Consider the following 15,517-nt stretch of genomic DNA (forward strand, 5'->3'; position numbering starts at 1 on the left):
GGACGTTCGAACCACGCAGCAGACCGAAACGGGGTTCAAATTGAGCACGACCTATGCATCCGGGGAACCGCCGCGTGTCGTCAGCGCGGCCGCGAGGCTCTACGCGAAATGCCTGCTGGTCGGATTCGCGCTCTTGCCGGCCTATCTGATTGCCTATTTGTGGTTTTTCGGCGACCCCCACGTCGTGTTCGAGAGCCACGCATTCCATGAAATCGCGATCGCGGCCGCCACGCTCGAAGGCGCCTTCGTCACCTACGTGACGTGGGTATGCTACCGGTCGTCCGGCGAACCGCTGCTGCGCTGGCTGACACTCGGCTTTCTCGGCTTCGCGATGATCTACGCGCTGCACGGGGCGTTCACCGGGATGGCGCACCACAATATCTGGCTGTTCCTGCTGTACGGGCCCGCGTCGCGGCTCGTGATGTCGATCCTGCTGCTGACGGGCATGCTGTCGTATTCGAATCCGCCCGACAGGCCGGAGAAGCGCACGCGTGCGCTAACGTGGCTGCCGTGGATCGCGTTCTTCCTGATCATCAATGTCGCGGTCGCCTACATCGCGTATTCGCCGGTCGCCGGCGCGCTGGGCACGCGGCTGTCGATGGAAGGCGGCGCGCTGATTTTTTCGCTGCTGAACGTTGGCGTGCTGCTCGCCAGGCGCATCCGGTCGCCGCTGATGGTGATCTACGGGATGTCGATCATGGCGTTCGCGCTATCGTCGGTCGCGTTCATCCTCGGCAAGCCGTGGAATCACATGTGGTGGCTCGCGCATGCGATCTTCGCGGGCGGGTTCTTCCTGCTCAGCTATGGCGTCGTGCAGGCGCTGCAGACGACGCGCTCGTTCTCGGCGATCTACCGCCAGGAAGACCTGATGAGCCGGCTGTCGGAATCGATGGCGCGCACCGATAGCGCGCTGCAGGAATTGCGGCGCACGAACCAGAAGCTCGAGTACATGGCCGCGACCGATCCGATGACGGGTGCGTCGAACCGCCGCCAGTTCATCGGGCAGGTCGAGCGCGAGATCGTGCGTGCGGAACGCGACGGCACGCCGTTTTGCCTGCTGGCGCTCGATCTCGACAACTTCAAGAACATCAACGACGCGTACGGACACCAGATCGGCGACGAGGTGTTGCGCGGCGTCGTGCGCCAGTGTCTCGAGGCGATTCGTCCCGCGGGTGCGCTTGCGCGGGTCGGCGGCGAGGAGTTCATGGCGCTGTTGCCCGAGATGCCGCTCGAAGGCGCGCGCATGACGGCCGAGCGCGTGCGTTCGTCGATCGCGAGCTCGCCGTTCGGGCTGGATTTCAAGCGCGTGCAGGTGACGGTCAGCGTCGGCGTCGCGCAGTACGGTGTCGACGGGAGTACGGTCGATGCGTTGCTGCGCGCGGTCGACGAACGGCTGTACCAGGCGAAGCGCGACGGGCGCAATCGCGTGGTCGCGCACTGATGAGCGACCGCCGCACATCTGGCGACGTGGCGCGCGTTGATGTGGGGCAGTGGCGCGATGCCACGTACCGCCGTTTTGCATGCAACCCGAACGAAGCCCCGCCCGCGGATACGCGCGCGGGGCTTTCGTTTCACCGACGGCCCGACTATCGTGACGTAAGCGCCGCCGTGTTCGCCGGCTGCGCGTCCTGAATCCGCTGCGATGCCTGCCACCAGTACTTGCCCGTGCGCAGTTGCGGATCGCGGATCGCAAGATACGTCGTGCTCCACAGCTGCGCCGCGTTGGCCTCGGTCGCATCCGCGCTGCGCGTGCCGAATGCGTCTGGCCGGTACTGGCCGTTGACGTACGACCAGGTCCACATCTCCGACGTGCGCATGTCGCGTCCGTTCGAGATCACCTGCCAGATCGTCTGCCGTGCCTGCGTCAGCAGCGTGCGCGTCGTGTCCGACAGGTCCTGGCGCGCGAGCTGGCGATCGAGCCCGGCGACCCACATTGCCTGCTGCCACGACCAGATCACCGTGCCGTGATACGCGGAACTCGTGAACTTCGGCCACAGCGCCTGGCTCGCATACGCGGGGTTTGCGATCAGCATCCCGACATCGGTGACGAGCCCGGTCGGGAAGGGCCGCGTGACGTCGGCGACGATGCGCCGCAGTTCGTCGTCCGGCGGCGTGCCGAACAGCAGCGCGAAGCCGCCGTCGGAATTCATGACCGGGATCGGGGCGCCTTGCTGGTCGAGCGACAGCGCGTAGAACGACAGCGGCGCGCTCGGCGCGGTGCCGGCCGGCACGCCGGCGGACGGCGCATAGGTCGACACGTCGGTCGCCGCCTGCGCGGCCGGCACGCTCACCTGGAACAGCGGCGGCGCCTGCTGCTCCCAGGTGGCTGCTTCGGTTGCCGTGTTCGCGAGCGCCGCGCGTTGGCCGGCGTCGAGGTACGGATCGAGCAGGCCGCGCGCGAGGAACGCGTTCGCCGCGCGCAGCGCGGCCGGCACGAGCACCGCATTCACGTCGTACGGGTAGACGCCGCCGCCGAGCCCGTCGGTGCTGTCGCGCCAGTTGCCGACGATCTCGCCGGGCCGCAGGCGGATCAGGTTCGCGACCGACGGCTGCTGCGCGAATGGCTGCGCGGTCGCCGCGACGTGCAGCAGGTTGACGACCAGCCGGCTGCCGTTGGTTTGGCCGTCGCTGCCGCGTTGCGCGAGATAGGCGGCCGCGCGCGCCTGGCCGCGCGTGTCGTCGATCAGCCAGGCCGCCGCGATCGGCGCGAGCAGGTAGTCGCTGTCGATCATCTTGTAGTCGTAGGCCGGCGTCGCATCGTTCGGCCGGCCTTTCTTCGCGTTGTCGACCAGCGCGAATTCGCCGATGCCTTCCTCATGCGCGACCTTGCCGTCGTTCGACAGGCGGCTCAGCACCGACGTCAGGCCGGCCTCGATCGCCGCCGGCGCCAGCACCGGCATCAGCATGCGCACCGAGATCAGCGTGTCGCGGCCGAAGTAGGTGTCGTACTGCCACGAGCCGGCCAGCAGCTTGTCGTGGAAGCTCAGGAATTCGAGCACGTTCTGGCTGACCGGGTCGGGGTTCACGGACGGCGCGAGCAGGTCGGCGCGCGTGATCGGCGACAACGGCGTCTCGCCAGACAGCGCGTCGACGTGCAGTTTCAGCGTGCGGGAGCCGGGCGCCGCGCGCAGCACGAGCTTGCCGCCCGCGGCCTGCGCGATGCTGCCGCCGTCGCGCAGCGTGATGCGCAGCGCGTAGCCGGGGGCGCCGTCGATCCTGTCGCGCTGCCATTGCGCGGCGCTGCCCTGGATCGTCGGGGCGGTGACGATCTCCGGCGGAATCGTCGCGCCGCCGTTGAAGTCGCGCAGGAAGCGCACGTTGCTGAGCACGCCTTGGCGGACCGTCAGCGTATCGGTGTCGACCGACACGTCGGCACCGATGCCGTGCAGCGGACGACCGTGCGTGTCGGGCGCCGACAGCGCGGCGGGCGGCGTGTCGAGGCTCCAGTTCACCGGCTGCGCCGTATTGTCGAACCACAGCCCGGTGCCGCTGTTGCCGGCCGGAAACACGACGAGCAGGCGCGGTTTCGTCGACGAACGCACGAGCAGATGCGCGGCGACCTGATCCTGCCGGTAGAACGCATTGATCTGTCCGCCGGCGTCCATGCGGAATGACAGGGCGGCCTGGTTCGACGGCGGATTGGCCGGCTTGATGTCGTCGTCGTTGCAGGCCGCGAGCAGGCTGGCGCAGACGAGTCCCATACACAGCGACTTCGCGAAACGATGCATGTGATGTCCCTCCTGGTGAATGGTGATTTTTTATGAGGATGATTGAAACAGCGGTGCGACGGCGTTCGGATCAATGCGTGATTTAATCCGGCGTGATGCGGGCGAATTGGACGGAATAGCCGGCAGGCGGTTAATGCCGGAATTGAAAAGAAAAAGGAGACTTCGCCTCCGTGAGGCACGGATCACTTCTGCTATAGGTGCCCCGGCATGGCGCCGGAAGCGACGCGTGTGCGGCGGGGAAATGAAACGTAAGCTGTCGTAGGGGATTCTAAAGTTCGGATAAAGATCGAGTCAATAATGATTTCGAATCCTCTCAAATTATCGCTTGAACGGGGGTGCAATTATTGCCGAAGGGGGGCGGTAAAATATTCGAATCGGGATGACTTTAAAATAACAGAATTTGGAATTCCGCGAAAATCGAACCGCAATGGATGTTGGTATAGGCCATTTGCTCGTGGTTACCGGGTGTTGAATCGACGACGTTGGATTCGGTGAATTCGACGCGTCGGGCTCGTTAGCAATCGGTGTTCCCGGCATGGGGCGAGTACGGTCGCGGGACCCCGTCGGTGTCGCCAAATTTGGTAGGCTTGGCAGCTTCCTTCACTTTTGTTTTTGGTCCTTCGTGGAGCTGCATGTGGCTCGACGATCGGCGGCGGACCAGGTTGCCTTTACATCATTTTGGAGAATGCCCGGTGTTGCACGTACCCGACGATTCAGTGCTCGTATTGGTCGATTTTCAGACACGACTGATGCCGGCGATCCACGACGGCGCGTCCGTCGTGGCGCAGGCCGTTCGACTCGGCCGTATTGCACGGATATTCGAGGTGCCGGTCGTCGGGACCGAGCAAAGCCCGCTCCGGCTCGGCGAGAGCGTGTCGGAGATCAAAGGGTTGTGCTCGGACATCGTGGCCAAGGACCATTTCGACGCATGCGCGGATGGTCTGGCCGATGCGCTTCGGGCCGAACGCAACAGCGTCATCGTTGCCGGTTGCGAGGCACACGTCTGCGTGTTGCAAACGGCCTTCGGCTTGTTGCGTAGCGGCCGTAAAGTGACGGTGATCAGCGACGCCGTGGGTTCTCGCAAAACGGTCGATCGAGAAGTGGCGATAGGGAGGCTTGGGGCGAACGGTGTGGAGATTGCGACGGTCGAGATGATCGCATTCGAATGGCTCGGATCCAGTCGGCATCCGCGCTTTCGCGAGGTGCTGCAATTGATCAAGTGAAGCGCAACGAAACTGAGCATCTGTAGCGCGGAGGACGCGGCGCAGTTTGTTGGGCTGTTCTAACCGACGATGCCGGCGCGGATTATCGCGCCGGCATCGTCGGTTACAGGTCCTTGAAGGCGGGGAGGAGATCCTGCTCGACGAGCCGGATCTCTATTCGGTTTGCCGTCTCGATGTGCTCGGGGTTCTTCATCGAGAATGGTGCGTCGGTTGTGCTGACGATGATGGTGCCCGTCTGCGATTTGCCGGCCTCCGGGACAGGAACGAGCTCACGTGCTTCCGGAAGCTGCTGCTGCGTAATTACCGTGGGTAGGTAGAGCATCCAGCCGACGCCGGGTTTGTCGTCGAATACCTGCCGTGTCGCGTAGCTTCTCGGCCCGACCGCGGCGTAGACGGGCTTAAAAGTGGCAATTGCAGTGTGAACGATTTTCAGCACGGAATTGAGGTCGCCGAGAATTGTCTTGTCGGCCAGAGATACCTCGAACGTATTGAGGTGTCCAGGTTCGTTCAGATGGCACGAAATGGTCGTGCCTTGATTGATGTCCTCGTTGCCGTCCCACAGGCTCACATATGTCGTTTCCGGATTTTCTCCAAACTTGTGTTTGAGTACGGCCAAAATGGCCGTGGACGGTGAGCCGTCCTCGAACGCCGGATATAGCAGTGCTTCTTCCAGGCTCTGTCCGCGTGCGTACCAGCGATTGATGCTAGGTTCGACCTCGGCAAGCGCGGTCGTAACGATCTGAATGCGTGACAGGACTTGCTCGAAGTTGGTGGGTTCGAGTTCGTGGTCCTTGAATCTCAGTCTGATGTCCATGATTGTCGCGATTTGCGGTTGCCAGTGGGGGCGAATTAGCCGTTCAGATCGCGGTGTTCCGCGACACGCAACCTGGGGGGCCGAACAGGGGTTCGTACGAGGCCAGCATTTTGCAGGACTACGGGCCCACTCGCGCTATGGCGAAGGTAAACGGGACGTCGGTTGCGCCGGGGCGTTATCAACATTTGGTCCAAGCTTAGGGAATGCCATCTTGAAAGACTCAGCGTTAAAACTCACGAAGCCGCGTGTTCAGTTGTTTCGGAAAGGTTCCCCGCGCACGCTTGTTACGCATGTCGGAACTATGCTCGCGATGGCCATGCTGTGGTCAGGTCTTGCCAGCGCAGCACAGCAGTCCACTCTGCGCTTTGCATTGCCTGGCGGAGCAGCAGTGATCTATAGCAATGCGGCGAACCCTCAAGATCCATTGCCCCGTCGGGCCTGGAAGAAAGCGGTGTTCTCCTTTCCGAATGGAACGACGTTTGGCCTGCTGCCACGAGCAGGTGAGTCGAACGCCGGCGGGGGAACGGAGATGGAGCCGCCTAACAAATGGAATATCTCTCCTTCAGGTCAATATGTAATCGTTATGCGAAACGAGCAGGGAACAGTGTTCATGGGGCAAGGGCAACCGGAAACGGTGCTGAACCGGGAGTACTGTTCCATGATTGAGATAAAAACAGGCTGTATTACGGCCGAGCAAACCGGAGAGATTTGTGGAGCGGGTTGGCAACCGAGTCAAGGTGCCCAGTGGGGAACAGATTCCCAAACTTCGATGATGCTCACGCGCGATCGTCCATCGGCAATTAACAAGTTAGCCTCCATCCATGCAGGACAGTCCCCGCATTTACTGATGCGCAATGCTTCGGGGGCCGACAATCTCTTGCGGTGTGACCCACCTTCCTCTGCCAATCACGAGTCCTATCAGAAAGTTGCAGCGGCTCTCAAGTCGGACGGGGCACGCATCGATGCGCAACTGATTGATATGGCGCTTTCGAGAGGTTCTGCCGCCACTGTAGGTACGCCAGTAGCGCAAGAAGTGGGTGCTGCAGGCCCGACCGCCACGGTATCGGTCGCAAAAGCGACTCTGTTCACAGCCGCCGACGACGCGACCGCAAGTCGAGCCTATCTCGTCCAGAATGATGTCGTAACCGTACTGAAGCAGTCTCCGAGTGGGTGGGCCTACGTAGACTACGTTAACGCATCCGGTAAGCATTTGCTTCGTTGGATTAAAGCCGATCAGATATCGATCAAGCAATGATGCAAGTTGCCAGGCTCCACTCGAGAATATGAATTTCATTCAATTCTCTTGAAGCGGAATTTCGAACGGGGTAGGGCATTGAGCAGTTTCGGGTGTTCGCGTGGCGCGTGTACTCGAGCAGTCGCGACAACGAGGACGATGTCCCAACCTGATTCAAGTGGATAACGGGCCGGAGTTCGTCAGCAAGGCGCTCGATGCCTGGACGCACCAACGTGGCGTCAAGCTGCAGTTCATCCGTCCAGGCAAGCCGGTGGAAACGCGCACATCGAAAGCTTCAACGGCTGGCTGCGCGAAGAATGTTTGAACCAGCATGCGTTCGTCAGTCTCGACGATGCACGCAAGCGAATCGAAGCGTGGCGCACTGACTACAACTCGGTGCGTCCATATAGCGCCTTAGGGCAACTGGCTCCGGACCAATTCCGGCAACTGCATCAACCGAAAACCGGCGAGCCCACTAAATTACGAATGGTGTACTCAGCGGGGTAAGGTCACGCCGTCCTAGACGGTATCCGACGGCTGGGCTGCCCGATACCCTGGGGGGAAGATAAATCAGGCGCGCGCCGTCACTGTGGCTACTATCAGCAGAATGAAGCCCACTACCGCGACGAGCGCATGTATGACCACAATGCCTTTTGGCAGCGGTCGGTGTTTCCAGTGATAGCTCAGATTCATGAAAACGCCGCCTGCGGCGGCCACGACAAAGAGCAGAATGGCTGCTATAGCCAGACCTGACAAACCAATCGTTGCTGCAGCGTAAATCAGCAAAGTGATGGCGGCGGCTGCCAATACGCCGTGCAGCATCGCCAACCCGGTCGGGGGAAGGTCTTTACCGGCGAAACGCATGCCGGCCATTACCAGACCGCCGAGCGCTGCAATGGCGATAATCACCGTCGATGTAACGAGAATTCGGAGTGGTTCCATTGAGACCTCCACAGGCCGGGCATTGCCAGCCAACGATCGTCTTACCTGAAAGCGGCCATCCCTCATAGCATTCGATCGCCACGTGTAACTGCGCATCGTCAAATTGCGGTTGGCGATCGTTCGAACCGGATACAGCGCAACTGCGCGCATAAATTGGTCCTGCCCCACGACCATAGGGCCAAGGGGCAATCATTGATGCGCGTGGTCAGCACTTCTTGTCGCGCATGAGACGGGTACGGTCCTTCTTGACGAGTTCGCGGGCACCGTCGCGCGTCGCGCGCGTCTTGGGTACTCGCCGATCGGAAGAGATTTTCTTTCCCAACAATTCTGTACTTGTATCGCCAAAGCCTGGAGCCGGACGGTTTCACCAAAAGATACAATCCATTGCCCTCAGTAAGTTTGGTACGCTTGTTGCCTGCTTTCGCTTGTCGGATCTTGACGTCGGTGAGTGGCACGGTAAAAAGACGGGTCTCGTCGTTGGACGATTCGAAATCGCCCCCGCTTTTTGCTACGCTCGCCGCGATTCTCGACGACCGTAAGCAAACGATGAAAGGGCACTTGATGCCCGACTGGCAAGGGTTCCAGGCGAATCGCCGAACCACCACGAACTGGAGCAAACGAAGTGATCAGACATATCGTCATGTGGAAGTTGCATTCATATTTGTCAATATAAGCACTTGAAAAATAACAATATATTGTTTTGACATGTTGTTTGGTACCCCCTCTAATACCCCCATTTTCGTGGGCTGTAACTCTTCGAGCAGGGTCCCATTTCAGGCATTGACGGAGCGTGTCGGATCTAGGGGTTTCCCGGAGCGACAGTGGTGGGCTTAGGTATGCGCAAAGCGTATTGGCGGCAACCACTATTGTCTGATAGAGAACAGGTGTACTCCAATGGAGTACACCTGTTCTCTATACCGGCATCCTCCTTATGAACAAAGCAACCGACCGCCGTAGCCAAGTGCTCAAATTCATCGAGTCGCAAGTTGACGCGAACGGGCGTTCACCGACTCTCGACGAAATCGCGGCCGCCTGCGGCCTTGCGTCTCGTAGTGCGGCGCAAAAGCACGTTCGTGCGCTCCAAGCAAACGGCGACTTGGAAGTGACACCAGGCATGGCTCGGGGTGCGCGCCCGAAGCGCGGCAAGCCGGCAGCGACAGAAGGCATCCAGCTGTTTGAAGTATCAGTTCGGGATATCGCCGACCTATCTGACACGGACCTCCGGGCTTTGGTAGCGAGGCTATGTATGGCTCGCTTGGCCGACGCAGGACTGCCGACAGCGCCGGTAATCTGGGGCGGGGATCAGCGGGCCCCAGATGGCGGAATTGATGTTCGAGTTCAGATGTCGGAGCAGGACAGACGACGCACGCACTTCCCTCGCGGCAGCATTGGCTTCCAAGTGAAGGCCACCAAAATGGGGGTAAGCGAAATCCAACGCGAGATGTGTCCAGGCGGCCTGCTCAGACCGTCTATTCGCGATCTAATCCAAGATCGCGGCGCCTACATTATCGCAAGCTCCGATTCCGCCGCCGATGCCGAATATAAAAAGCGTGTCGCCGCGATGAGGACGGCTGCTGCATCGGACGCAGATTATGAGCACGCAGAATTCGACTATTACGACGCGCGGCGGCTAGCAGATTGGGCGAATCGACATCCAGGCGTCGTCGCTTGGATCCGGAGCCGGCTCGGCCGCCAGCTGCAGGGCTGGCAACCGCATGGGCAATGGGCAAATACGCGCGAAGGGAAGGCGCATGCGTTCCTGCCGGATGATAAAAACCGATTGAGCGACCCGCTTGATCGCGAGCGCACCTTTCCTCTTATCGAGGGTTTGATCCATGTGCGAAAGATCCTTAGCAGCGGCGGTAGCGCAGTACGCTTGACGGGGCTTTCGGGGGTCGGCAAGACGCGTTTTGCTCAGGCGCTGTTCGAACAGAGCGCTGCTCCTGAACCTCTGGCTCCCGAGCTCGCGGTTTACGCTGATACTTCGCATAGTCCGGATCCGTCTCCATTAGCGGTTCTCGAACAGCTTCTTGCGTCGCATCGTCGCGCTGTCTTGATCATCGACAACTGCGGATCTCAGTTGCACAACCAGCTCACCGCACGCTGCAAAGGCTCGGATCGAGTGAGCCTCCTCACCATCGAATATGATATACGTGAGGACCTGCCTTTGGAGACGAACGTCTTTCAGTTGGAAGCGGCGTCGCCGGAACTGATCAATAAAGTAATTGAGCAGCAGTTCCCCCATATCTCACAAGTGAACGCGCGAACAATCACAGCGTTCGCTGACGGCAACTCACGCGTCGCAATCGCGCTCGCGAACACAATGGACTGCAACGATTCATTGGCCGGATTGACCGATCGAGAGTTGTTTAATCGGCTCTTTTGGCTCGGTAAAGAGGTCCAACACGAACTGAAGATCGCTGCGGAAGCCTGTGCGCTTGTCTACTCTTTTGACGGGGAAGACCTGGAGGGCGAGCTTGCTCAACTTGCGGTACTAACTGGCGAACCCGTCCTAGCGCTCTACCGTCACGTAAGCGAGCTTCAGACTCGCGGTCTGGCGCAGCGTCGCGGCCGTTGGCGTGCCGTACTGCCCCACGCAATCGCAAACACATTGGCCCAACAAGCATTGGAGGCCATTCCCTACGAATTCATTAATCAAAAACTGGTGCTCGGTCAGGAGCGTTTGCTCAGGTCATTCTCAAGACGACTTGGCTACCTCCATAGGTCCGTGAAGGCTGTTACTATCGTTCGCGAGTGGCTTTCGCCAGGCGGCCTTCTTGGTGATCTTGCTAGTCTCTCGCCGCTGTACATTGATGTACTCGCTAACGTTGCTCCTGTGGATCCAGCTGCCGCGCTTGAGGCCATCAAGCGCGGTGTAGATGGACCGGGGTCGGCAGAGGTGCTGGCACCATCAAACATTTCACGTTCGCGCATCGTCAGACTTGTCCGGTCTATCGCATATGAAAAGGAGTTCTTTGACGACTGCCTTAGTGTGCTACTGGCTTTCGCTTACGCTGAGCCCGAAGATAACAAGATAGATGCCACGCGACCGGTGATCTCTTCGCTATTTGGTGTCTATCTGTCAGGCACGCATGCGACTACTCAACAACGAGTTGACTGGATTAGACGGGCAATAAAGTCGAATGATATCCGGACCCAGGCAATCGGCTTCGATGCGTTGGCAACGGCCCTAAAGTGCGATTCTCTCTCGTCATTCTACGATTTCGAGTTTGGAGCACGCATCCGAGATTACGGCGCTCACCCGCACGGCGACGCCCTTCGCGAGTGGTTTGAAACCTTCATTAAGCTGGTGGCTGAGTTTGCGGGCCAAGACGACTTGTTAGCGGAGCGGGCACGTAACCTTCTAGCTCAGAACTTTCGGACGTTGTGGACGTGCGCGGGGATGGCTGATGCTCTCGAAGATGCTACGGTTCCGCTGCTGGACTCTGGATGGGAACGCGGATGGCTGGCGATTCGTCAGACCATCCGATTCGACGGCGATAGCTTGTCGGCCGACGTGCTGGCTCGCCTGTCACAACTTGAGGAGCGCGCGCGCCCAAAAACGCTAGTAGGGCGCGTCAAGGCTGTTGTCCTCAACGGTCATTCGGCGGACGTCGATTTCGCAGACGGGGAAAGTGATTTGAACGGTTACGATGTTGCAGAGCAAACCGCGCGAGAGCTTGGCGAACTCGTTGCCATAGACGACATCGCATTTGCCACGCTGTTACCGCTAGTAGTAACCAACAAGCAGGGGCGACAGGCGATGTTCGGTGCCGGTTTGGCGATCAAAACAAATTCACTAACGGGGTGTTGGGCAGCCTTGGTTGAGGCATTCGAGTCAACGCCCGCGGACCAACGAAATGTTCAGGTGCTTCGGGGGTTCTTGCAAACAGTATTCAAGCGCGATCGCGCGGTATTTGAGCAAATTCTCGACGAAGCAATGGATCGTGCATCCCTTGCTCAATGGGTTCCGGTGCTTCTGCTCAGTGGACCTTTGGATGATCGGGGCTGTCTGCGGCTCCTCGCGTCGATGGACAACCCGGCCGTGCCTGCCTGGGTCTTTAGCTACCTCAGTTTTGGCCGCGCGACCGAGCCCATTGAGAGCGACCGTCTGGCGCAACTGCTTCAGCGATTGAGTATCAAGCCTGACGGGGTAGGTGTCGCCATCGACATTCTCTACATGTATATTCACGGCAATTCCAATCCATTAGGTGGCCGTCTCACTGACGTCGCACGCAATCTGATTGCCAATGCCCCGTTTGATAAAAGCAATCATCGTCTCGATCATGAGCTCGCCCGATTGATTGAAAAATTCTTAGTCGGGACCGACGCTGAGAGTGTGGCTCGCAAGATATTGACGGAGTTTGCCGAGGCTCTCGAGAAATTCACGGTGTCTCGTCATGACCTGCCCGAGACGCTTGCGGCCTTGTTTAAGGTTCAACCTCGCATAGCTCTTGATTTGATGGTAGGTGACGGACCTGATGCCGATGAGGCCTACTTCCGGCGACGCGCGCTGGCGGGGGGGCGTCGTTCAAGTGCGCTTGCTAGCATTCCGATAGAGGCTTTACTGAAGTGGTGTCGCGAAGGGCCTTCCGACCGATGGAGGCACGTCGCGCCGCTTGTTCCCGCGTTTGAATCGAGCGAAGAACAGGGTGTCCCTCGCTGGTCAAAACAGGTGCTCGCTCTACTGGAGCAATCACCATTGCCAATTCAAGTCGCTGAGTCAGTTGCCGGCCTCATTATTCCTACAAGTTGGAGTGGATCACGCGCGGAGATTATTCGGCGACGTCTTCCGCTACTGGACCACTTGGCAGAGGTCCTTGGCCCCGATCATATAGATGAAATTGCAGGCTGGCGGAGAAACGTGATGCAAGCAATTGAACGAGAAGCGCATCGCGAGCTCATTGAGTACCAAGCTCGCGATGAGAGGTTCGAATAGTCGGGTCGCCACAAGCCCGGTGCGATACCAGCGCTGTGGCGAGTCATCGGGACACGTCATTGAGCGGCCGATGTGGCTGCCGATGTGATGGAGCGAATCCACGCTTGCACTTCCGTCTCTGCCCAAAGTGACAGGTTGCGCACGCGTCGCGGTCGTGGAAAGCTACCTTCTTTCATCATGTCGTAGATCGTCGTCTTGCCCAAGCCGACCATACTGATAACCGTCGGCAGTCGCAGGAGGCGTTCAGTGGTGGTACTCAATTCAGCTTTCCTCATTGTTCGTTGATAGGCAATGTCGCGCGGTCGAGTTGCGAAGGGCGTCGAGTCGCGCGAGCCTGCCTTGGCGGGTATCCGCCAAGGCTTTGTTCGTCTGGATCGTTTTTGCGGGCGTCAGCCCGTCGTGGTCCGACTGCATCGAAGCCGTTGACGCTCGCCAGTGCGATAGCCGGGCGCTTCTTCGCGTGTTCCCGCTTTCGCGGCAGCGGACGTGGGGTAGAAAGGGCCGGGCGCGGGGTCATTGGGCGGCCTCCTGCAAGGCAGCATGCTTGGCCGCAAGCTCGGGCGTCCAGTCGGGATCGGGCATCGTGTACAGCTTGTCGAGCCATTTGTTGACGGATGCTGCTGCCTTCGATTTGGCCCGCCCGCCGTGGTGCATCAGGCGAGTCAGATCGGACACGGCCGAGCGAATGGCTTGCACGCGGGTCGGAAATATCGCCGGCGTATCCCGCATCGATGGGTAGTGGTCGCCGAAGCCGTAGGTCGGTGCGATGTTCATTTCGAACGAATAGATCCACGCGCCTTCTTCGGGTTGCGCGATGTAGATGCTGGCGGGGATCAGAGCTGAATCAGTCGCCTTCGGTGCGTGAAGCTTCTCGCAGTCCTCAAACACGCCGTTCGGGTTTGGCGTGTGAATCGCATGCGTTTTCGCGCGCTCCGGAAGATCGAGCAGGTCTTCCATGCCGATCAGTGCGCGATGGACGCCCTCGATCGTGCCTGGCGAGAGTTTTCCGAAGCCGGGATCGTGCAAGACAGACTGCAGGGCCAGAAAAAGTTGCTTTGCCCGCGCATCGTTGATCTTCGCTGTTTTGGGGGCCGAGGGCTCGGAAGTCTTTGTGTCGCCGGTCAGGTGCTTCTTCGTGACCTTGGCCTTGCCAGCTTCCTTCGCTTTCGACAGACCTGACTGGATGCGCTCAAGCGCCTTGTCGCCGCCGTGCGCGCGGATCTCTTCGATCGCGAGGGTGCCTGCGATCGCGCCGCTGCGGACAAGGTCGTGGAGCTCGGCCGGGGCTTTCTCCAGGAGCGCGGCATCGCGGATCGACTGCTCGGAGATATTGAGTCGGGCGCAGATTGTTTTGGTGTCGAGTCCGTGAATGTCGCGCAGTTCGGCGATCGACGTCGCGAGATCGAGCGGCGACGACGGCTTCGATAGGTTGCTCACGTAGCCGTCGACCACCATTTCCGATCGTTTCACGTCACGCGAATCACGGACAACGATCGGAATCTTTCCGAGGTCTTTCCCGGCCTTGATAGCTGCTCCGGCCGCGAGGTAGCGATGCTGGCCCTTGTAGACGTAGAAATAATCCTTGCCGTCGACCTTGCGCGCATAGCAGTGCAGCGGGGAACCCTTGTCGTACCCGTTCTGCATCATGAGGGCGGTCAATTCCTTGACCCACTGCGGGTCGACCGGACGGACGTTGTCGCGAGGGTCGTATCGCAGCGCTTCATACGGCGTCATCCACAGGTCGGCGGAAGTCGCGCCAGCCGCGGCCGCTGCCGCCTTCGTGTTCCCGGTCTGGATGGGCGCGGTCATGTCGAGCTGTTGCGTGCAGTCGTTCATTACGCAACCTCCTGAGTTGCCGCCGCCCGCGTCTTACCCCGCTTCTTCGCTTTATCGATCGCCTTCGACGCCTCGACATCTGCTGCGCGCTTGGCGTCGCGCAGGCGCTTGATTGCATCGGCGCAGTTGCCTTCGTCCGGAATCGAGATCTGTCTGCGGGCGATCTCTGTACCGTCGAGGATCAAATATTCCGTATGCACGCTGTCCGGCAGCGGACGGCGTCCGACTACGTACTTGCCGATCAGAATCGGGGTCGACGGACGGCGGGCGTTTCGGTCGTATCGCGTGATGGTGCGAAGTGAGAGGGTATCTCGACGTTCGACATCGAAGAGAGGTTCGGCTTTGATTTTGATGCGCGGCATGGTGGTCTCCATGACGCCGGGGCCGCTTGCCCCGGCGGGGCGGGCGATTCAGACGGTGACGTGGTAAGCGGTCGGCGGCACGACGACCGGATCGTCCTGGAACACATTCACGACGACAAACAGCAGTGCGGCTACGACAGTCCAGCGGAAAATCGCCGACTTCTCAAAGTTGCTTTGGCGGGCCGACTCTGACGGCGTGACACGGTGCTGTTGTTCTTCGCGAAGCCACTCATGGCGGGCAGGCGATTGATGGTCGAACAGTTTCATAGGCTTCTCCGAAATCTGCGCTGGCGGCAGCAATGGAGATGTATATTAGGCATTCCTTTCTCGCATTGCAATAGGAATGCCTAACATTTTGCTCGATACATTCCTCCGCGCGCAGTTCACCGATAGAACCGAGCACAGCGAATGTCTTTGAAAGGTCTTGAATTCTTCCGAT

13 protein-coding genes and 1 pseudogene are annotated in these 15,517 nt (G+C 59.7%); 6 read left to right on the forward strand and 8 right to left on the reverse strand.

Annotated features, from left to right (window positions below; genetic code table 11):
* Nucleotides 1-40 precede the first annotated feature (40 nt).
* Complete coding sequence (locus ABIC50_RS23090; RefSeq protein ID WP_011657144.1) at nt 41-1,441, forward strand: sensor domain-containing diguanylate cyclase; 1,401 nt, start codon at nt 41-43, stop codon at nt 1,439-1,441.
* 145 nt (nt 1,442-1,586) lie between these two features.
* Here ABIC50_RS23090 and ABIC50_RS23095 read toward each other — a convergent pair whose 3' ends face one another.
* Nucleotides 1,587-3,728, reverse strand: a complete 2,142-nt coding sequence (locus tag ABIC50_RS23095; protein ID WP_354166994.1) for a glucosidase family protein — start codon at nt 3,726-3,728, stop codon at nt 1,587-1,589.
* 692 nt (nt 3,729-4,420) lie between these two features.
* On the opposite strand from ABIC50_RS23095, the gene ABIC50_RS23100 reads away from it, so the two are divergent.
* Nucleotides 4,421-4,951, forward strand: a complete 531-nt coding sequence (locus ABIC50_RS23100; RefSeq protein WP_354167336.1) for an isochorismatase family protein — start codon at nt 4,421-4,423, stop codon at nt 4,949-4,951.
* A 103-nt stretch (nt 4,952-5,054) separates the two neighbouring features.
* On the opposite strand, the gene ABIC50_RS23105 is transcribed toward ABIC50_RS23100, so the two are convergent.
* The gene (locus tag ABIC50_RS23105) at nt 5,055-5,765 is read right to left on the reverse strand and encodes an immunity 52 family protein (RefSeq protein ID WP_354166997.1); all 711 of its coding nucleotides are present in this window, start codon (nt 5,763-5,765) and stop codon (nt 5,055-5,057) included.
* 211 nt (nt 5,766-5,976) lie between these two features.
* Here ABIC50_RS23105 and ABIC50_RS23110 point away from each other — a divergent pair, with 211 nt between their 5' ends.
* From ABIC50_RS23110 to ABIC50_RS23115, 3 genes and pseudogenes are all read left to right on the forward strand, one after another.
* On the forward strand, nt 5,977-7,020 hold the full coding sequence (locus ABIC50_RS23110) for a hypothetical protein (protein WP_354166999.1): 1,044 nt from the start codon (nt 5,977-5,979) through the stop codon (nt 7,018-7,020).
* Between the two features lie 100 nt (nt 7,021-7,120).
* Nucleotides 7,121-7,258: pseudogene (locus ABIC50_RS34005) on the forward strand (hypothetical protein); the annotation flags it as partial.
* Nucleotides 7,219-7,506: an integrase core domain-containing protein gene (locus tag ABIC50_RS23115; RefSeq protein ID WP_471686046.1), complete on the forward strand. Its 288-nt coding sequence runs from the start codon at nt 7,219-7,221 to the stop codon at nt 7,504-7,506. The pseudogene ABIC50_RS34005 and the gene ABIC50_RS23115, both read left to right, overlap by 40 nt.
* Before the next feature lie 63 nt (nt 7,507-7,569).
* Here ABIC50_RS23115 and ABIC50_RS23120 read toward each other — a convergent pair whose 3' ends face one another.
* Together ABIC50_RS23120 and ABIC50_RS23125 are read right to left on the reverse strand one after the other, a co-directional pair.
* Nucleotides 7,570-7,941 carry a hypothetical protein gene (locus ABIC50_RS23120; protein WP_126228029.1) on the reverse strand — a complete coding sequence of 124 codons (372 nt, stop codon included), beginning with the start codon at nt 7,939-7,941 and terminating at the stop codon, nt 7,570-7,572.
* Between the two features lie 98 nt (nt 7,942-8,039).
* Complete coding sequence (locus ABIC50_RS23125) at nt 8,040-8,546, reverse strand: Arm DNA-binding domain-containing protein (RefSeq protein ID WP_354167339.1); 507 nt, start codon at nt 8,544-8,546, stop codon at nt 8,040-8,042.
* Between the two features lie 326 nt (nt 8,547-8,872).
* On the opposite strand from ABIC50_RS23125, the gene ABIC50_RS23130 reads away from it, so the two are divergent.
* Nucleotides 8,873-12,880 (forward strand): LexA family protein, encoded by a 4,008-nt coding sequence (locus ABIC50_RS23130; RefSeq protein ID WP_354167002.1) that lies wholly within the window; start codon nt 8,873-8,875, stop codon nt 12,878-12,880.
* A gap of 56 nt (nt 12,881-12,936) precedes the next feature.
* On the opposite strand, the gene ABIC50_RS23135 is transcribed toward ABIC50_RS23130, so the two are convergent.
* The 4 genes from ABIC50_RS23135 to ABIC50_RS23150 all read right to left on the reverse strand — a co-directional run bounded on the left by ABIC50_RS23135 (nt 12,937) and on the right by ABIC50_RS23150 (nt 15,345).
* Nucleotides 12,937-13,140: a helix-turn-helix transcriptional regulator gene (locus ABIC50_RS23135; protein ID WP_207921131.1), complete on the reverse strand. Its 204-nt coding sequence runs from the start codon at nt 13,138-13,140 to the stop codon at nt 12,937-12,939.
* Nucleotides 13,141-13,393: 253 nt separating this feature from the next.
* The gene (locus tag ABIC50_RS23140; RefSeq protein WP_354167005.1) at nt 13,394-14,716 is read right to left on the reverse strand and encodes a pyridoxal phosphate biosynthetic protein PdxJ; all 1,323 of its coding nucleotides are present in this window, start codon (nt 14,714-14,716) and stop codon (nt 13,394-13,396) included.
* Nucleotides 14,716-15,078: a beta-hexosaminidase gene (locus tag ABIC50_RS23145; RefSeq protein ID WP_354167008.1), complete on the reverse strand. Its 363-nt coding sequence runs from the start codon at nt 15,076-15,078 to the stop codon at nt 14,716-14,718. Before ABIC50_RS23145 ends, ABIC50_RS23140 begins: the two co-directional genes overlap by 1 nt.
* A 48-nt stretch (nt 15,079-15,126) precedes the next feature.
* Complete coding sequence (locus ABIC50_RS23150) at nt 15,127-15,345, reverse strand: hypothetical protein (RefSeq protein WP_354167011.1); 219 nt, start codon at nt 15,343-15,345, stop codon at nt 15,127-15,129.
* Nucleotides 15,346-15,517 lie beyond the last annotated feature (172 nt).

It is taken from the genome of Burkholderia sp. 567, from assembly GCF_040545115.1.
GTDB classification, from domain to species: Bacteria; Pseudomonadota; Gammaproteobacteria; order Burkholderiales; family Burkholderiaceae; genus Burkholderia; species Burkholderia ambifaria.

Coding starts and splice junctions, on each gene's coding strand:
- ABIC50_RS23120 (WP_126228029.1), bottom strand. CDS start 7,941: ATGGAACCACTCCGAATTCTCGTTACATCGACGGTGATTATCGCCATT.
- ABIC50_RS23095 (WP_354166994.1), bottom strand. CDS start 3,728: ATGCATCGTTTCGCGAAGTCGCTGTGTATGGGACTCGTCTGCGCCAGC.
- ABIC50_RS23130 (WP_354167002.1), top strand. CDS start 8,873: ATGAACAAAGCAACCGACCGCCGTAGCCAAGTGCTCAAATTCATCGAG.
- ABIC50_RS23105 (WP_354166997.1), bottom strand. CDS start 5,765: ATGGACATCAGACTGAGATTCAAGGACCACGAACTCGAACCCACCAAC.
- ABIC50_RS23145 (WP_354167008.1), bottom strand. CDS start 15,078: ATGCCGCGCATCAAAATCAAAGCCGAACCTCTCTTCGATGTCGAACGT.
- ABIC50_RS23150 (WP_354167011.1), bottom strand. CDS start 15,345: ATGAAACTGTTCGACCATCAATCGCCTGCCCGCCATGAGTGGCTTCGC.
- ABIC50_RS23140 (WP_354167005.1), bottom strand. CDS start 14,716: ATGAACGACTGCACGCAACAGCTCGACATGACCGCGCCCATCCAGACC.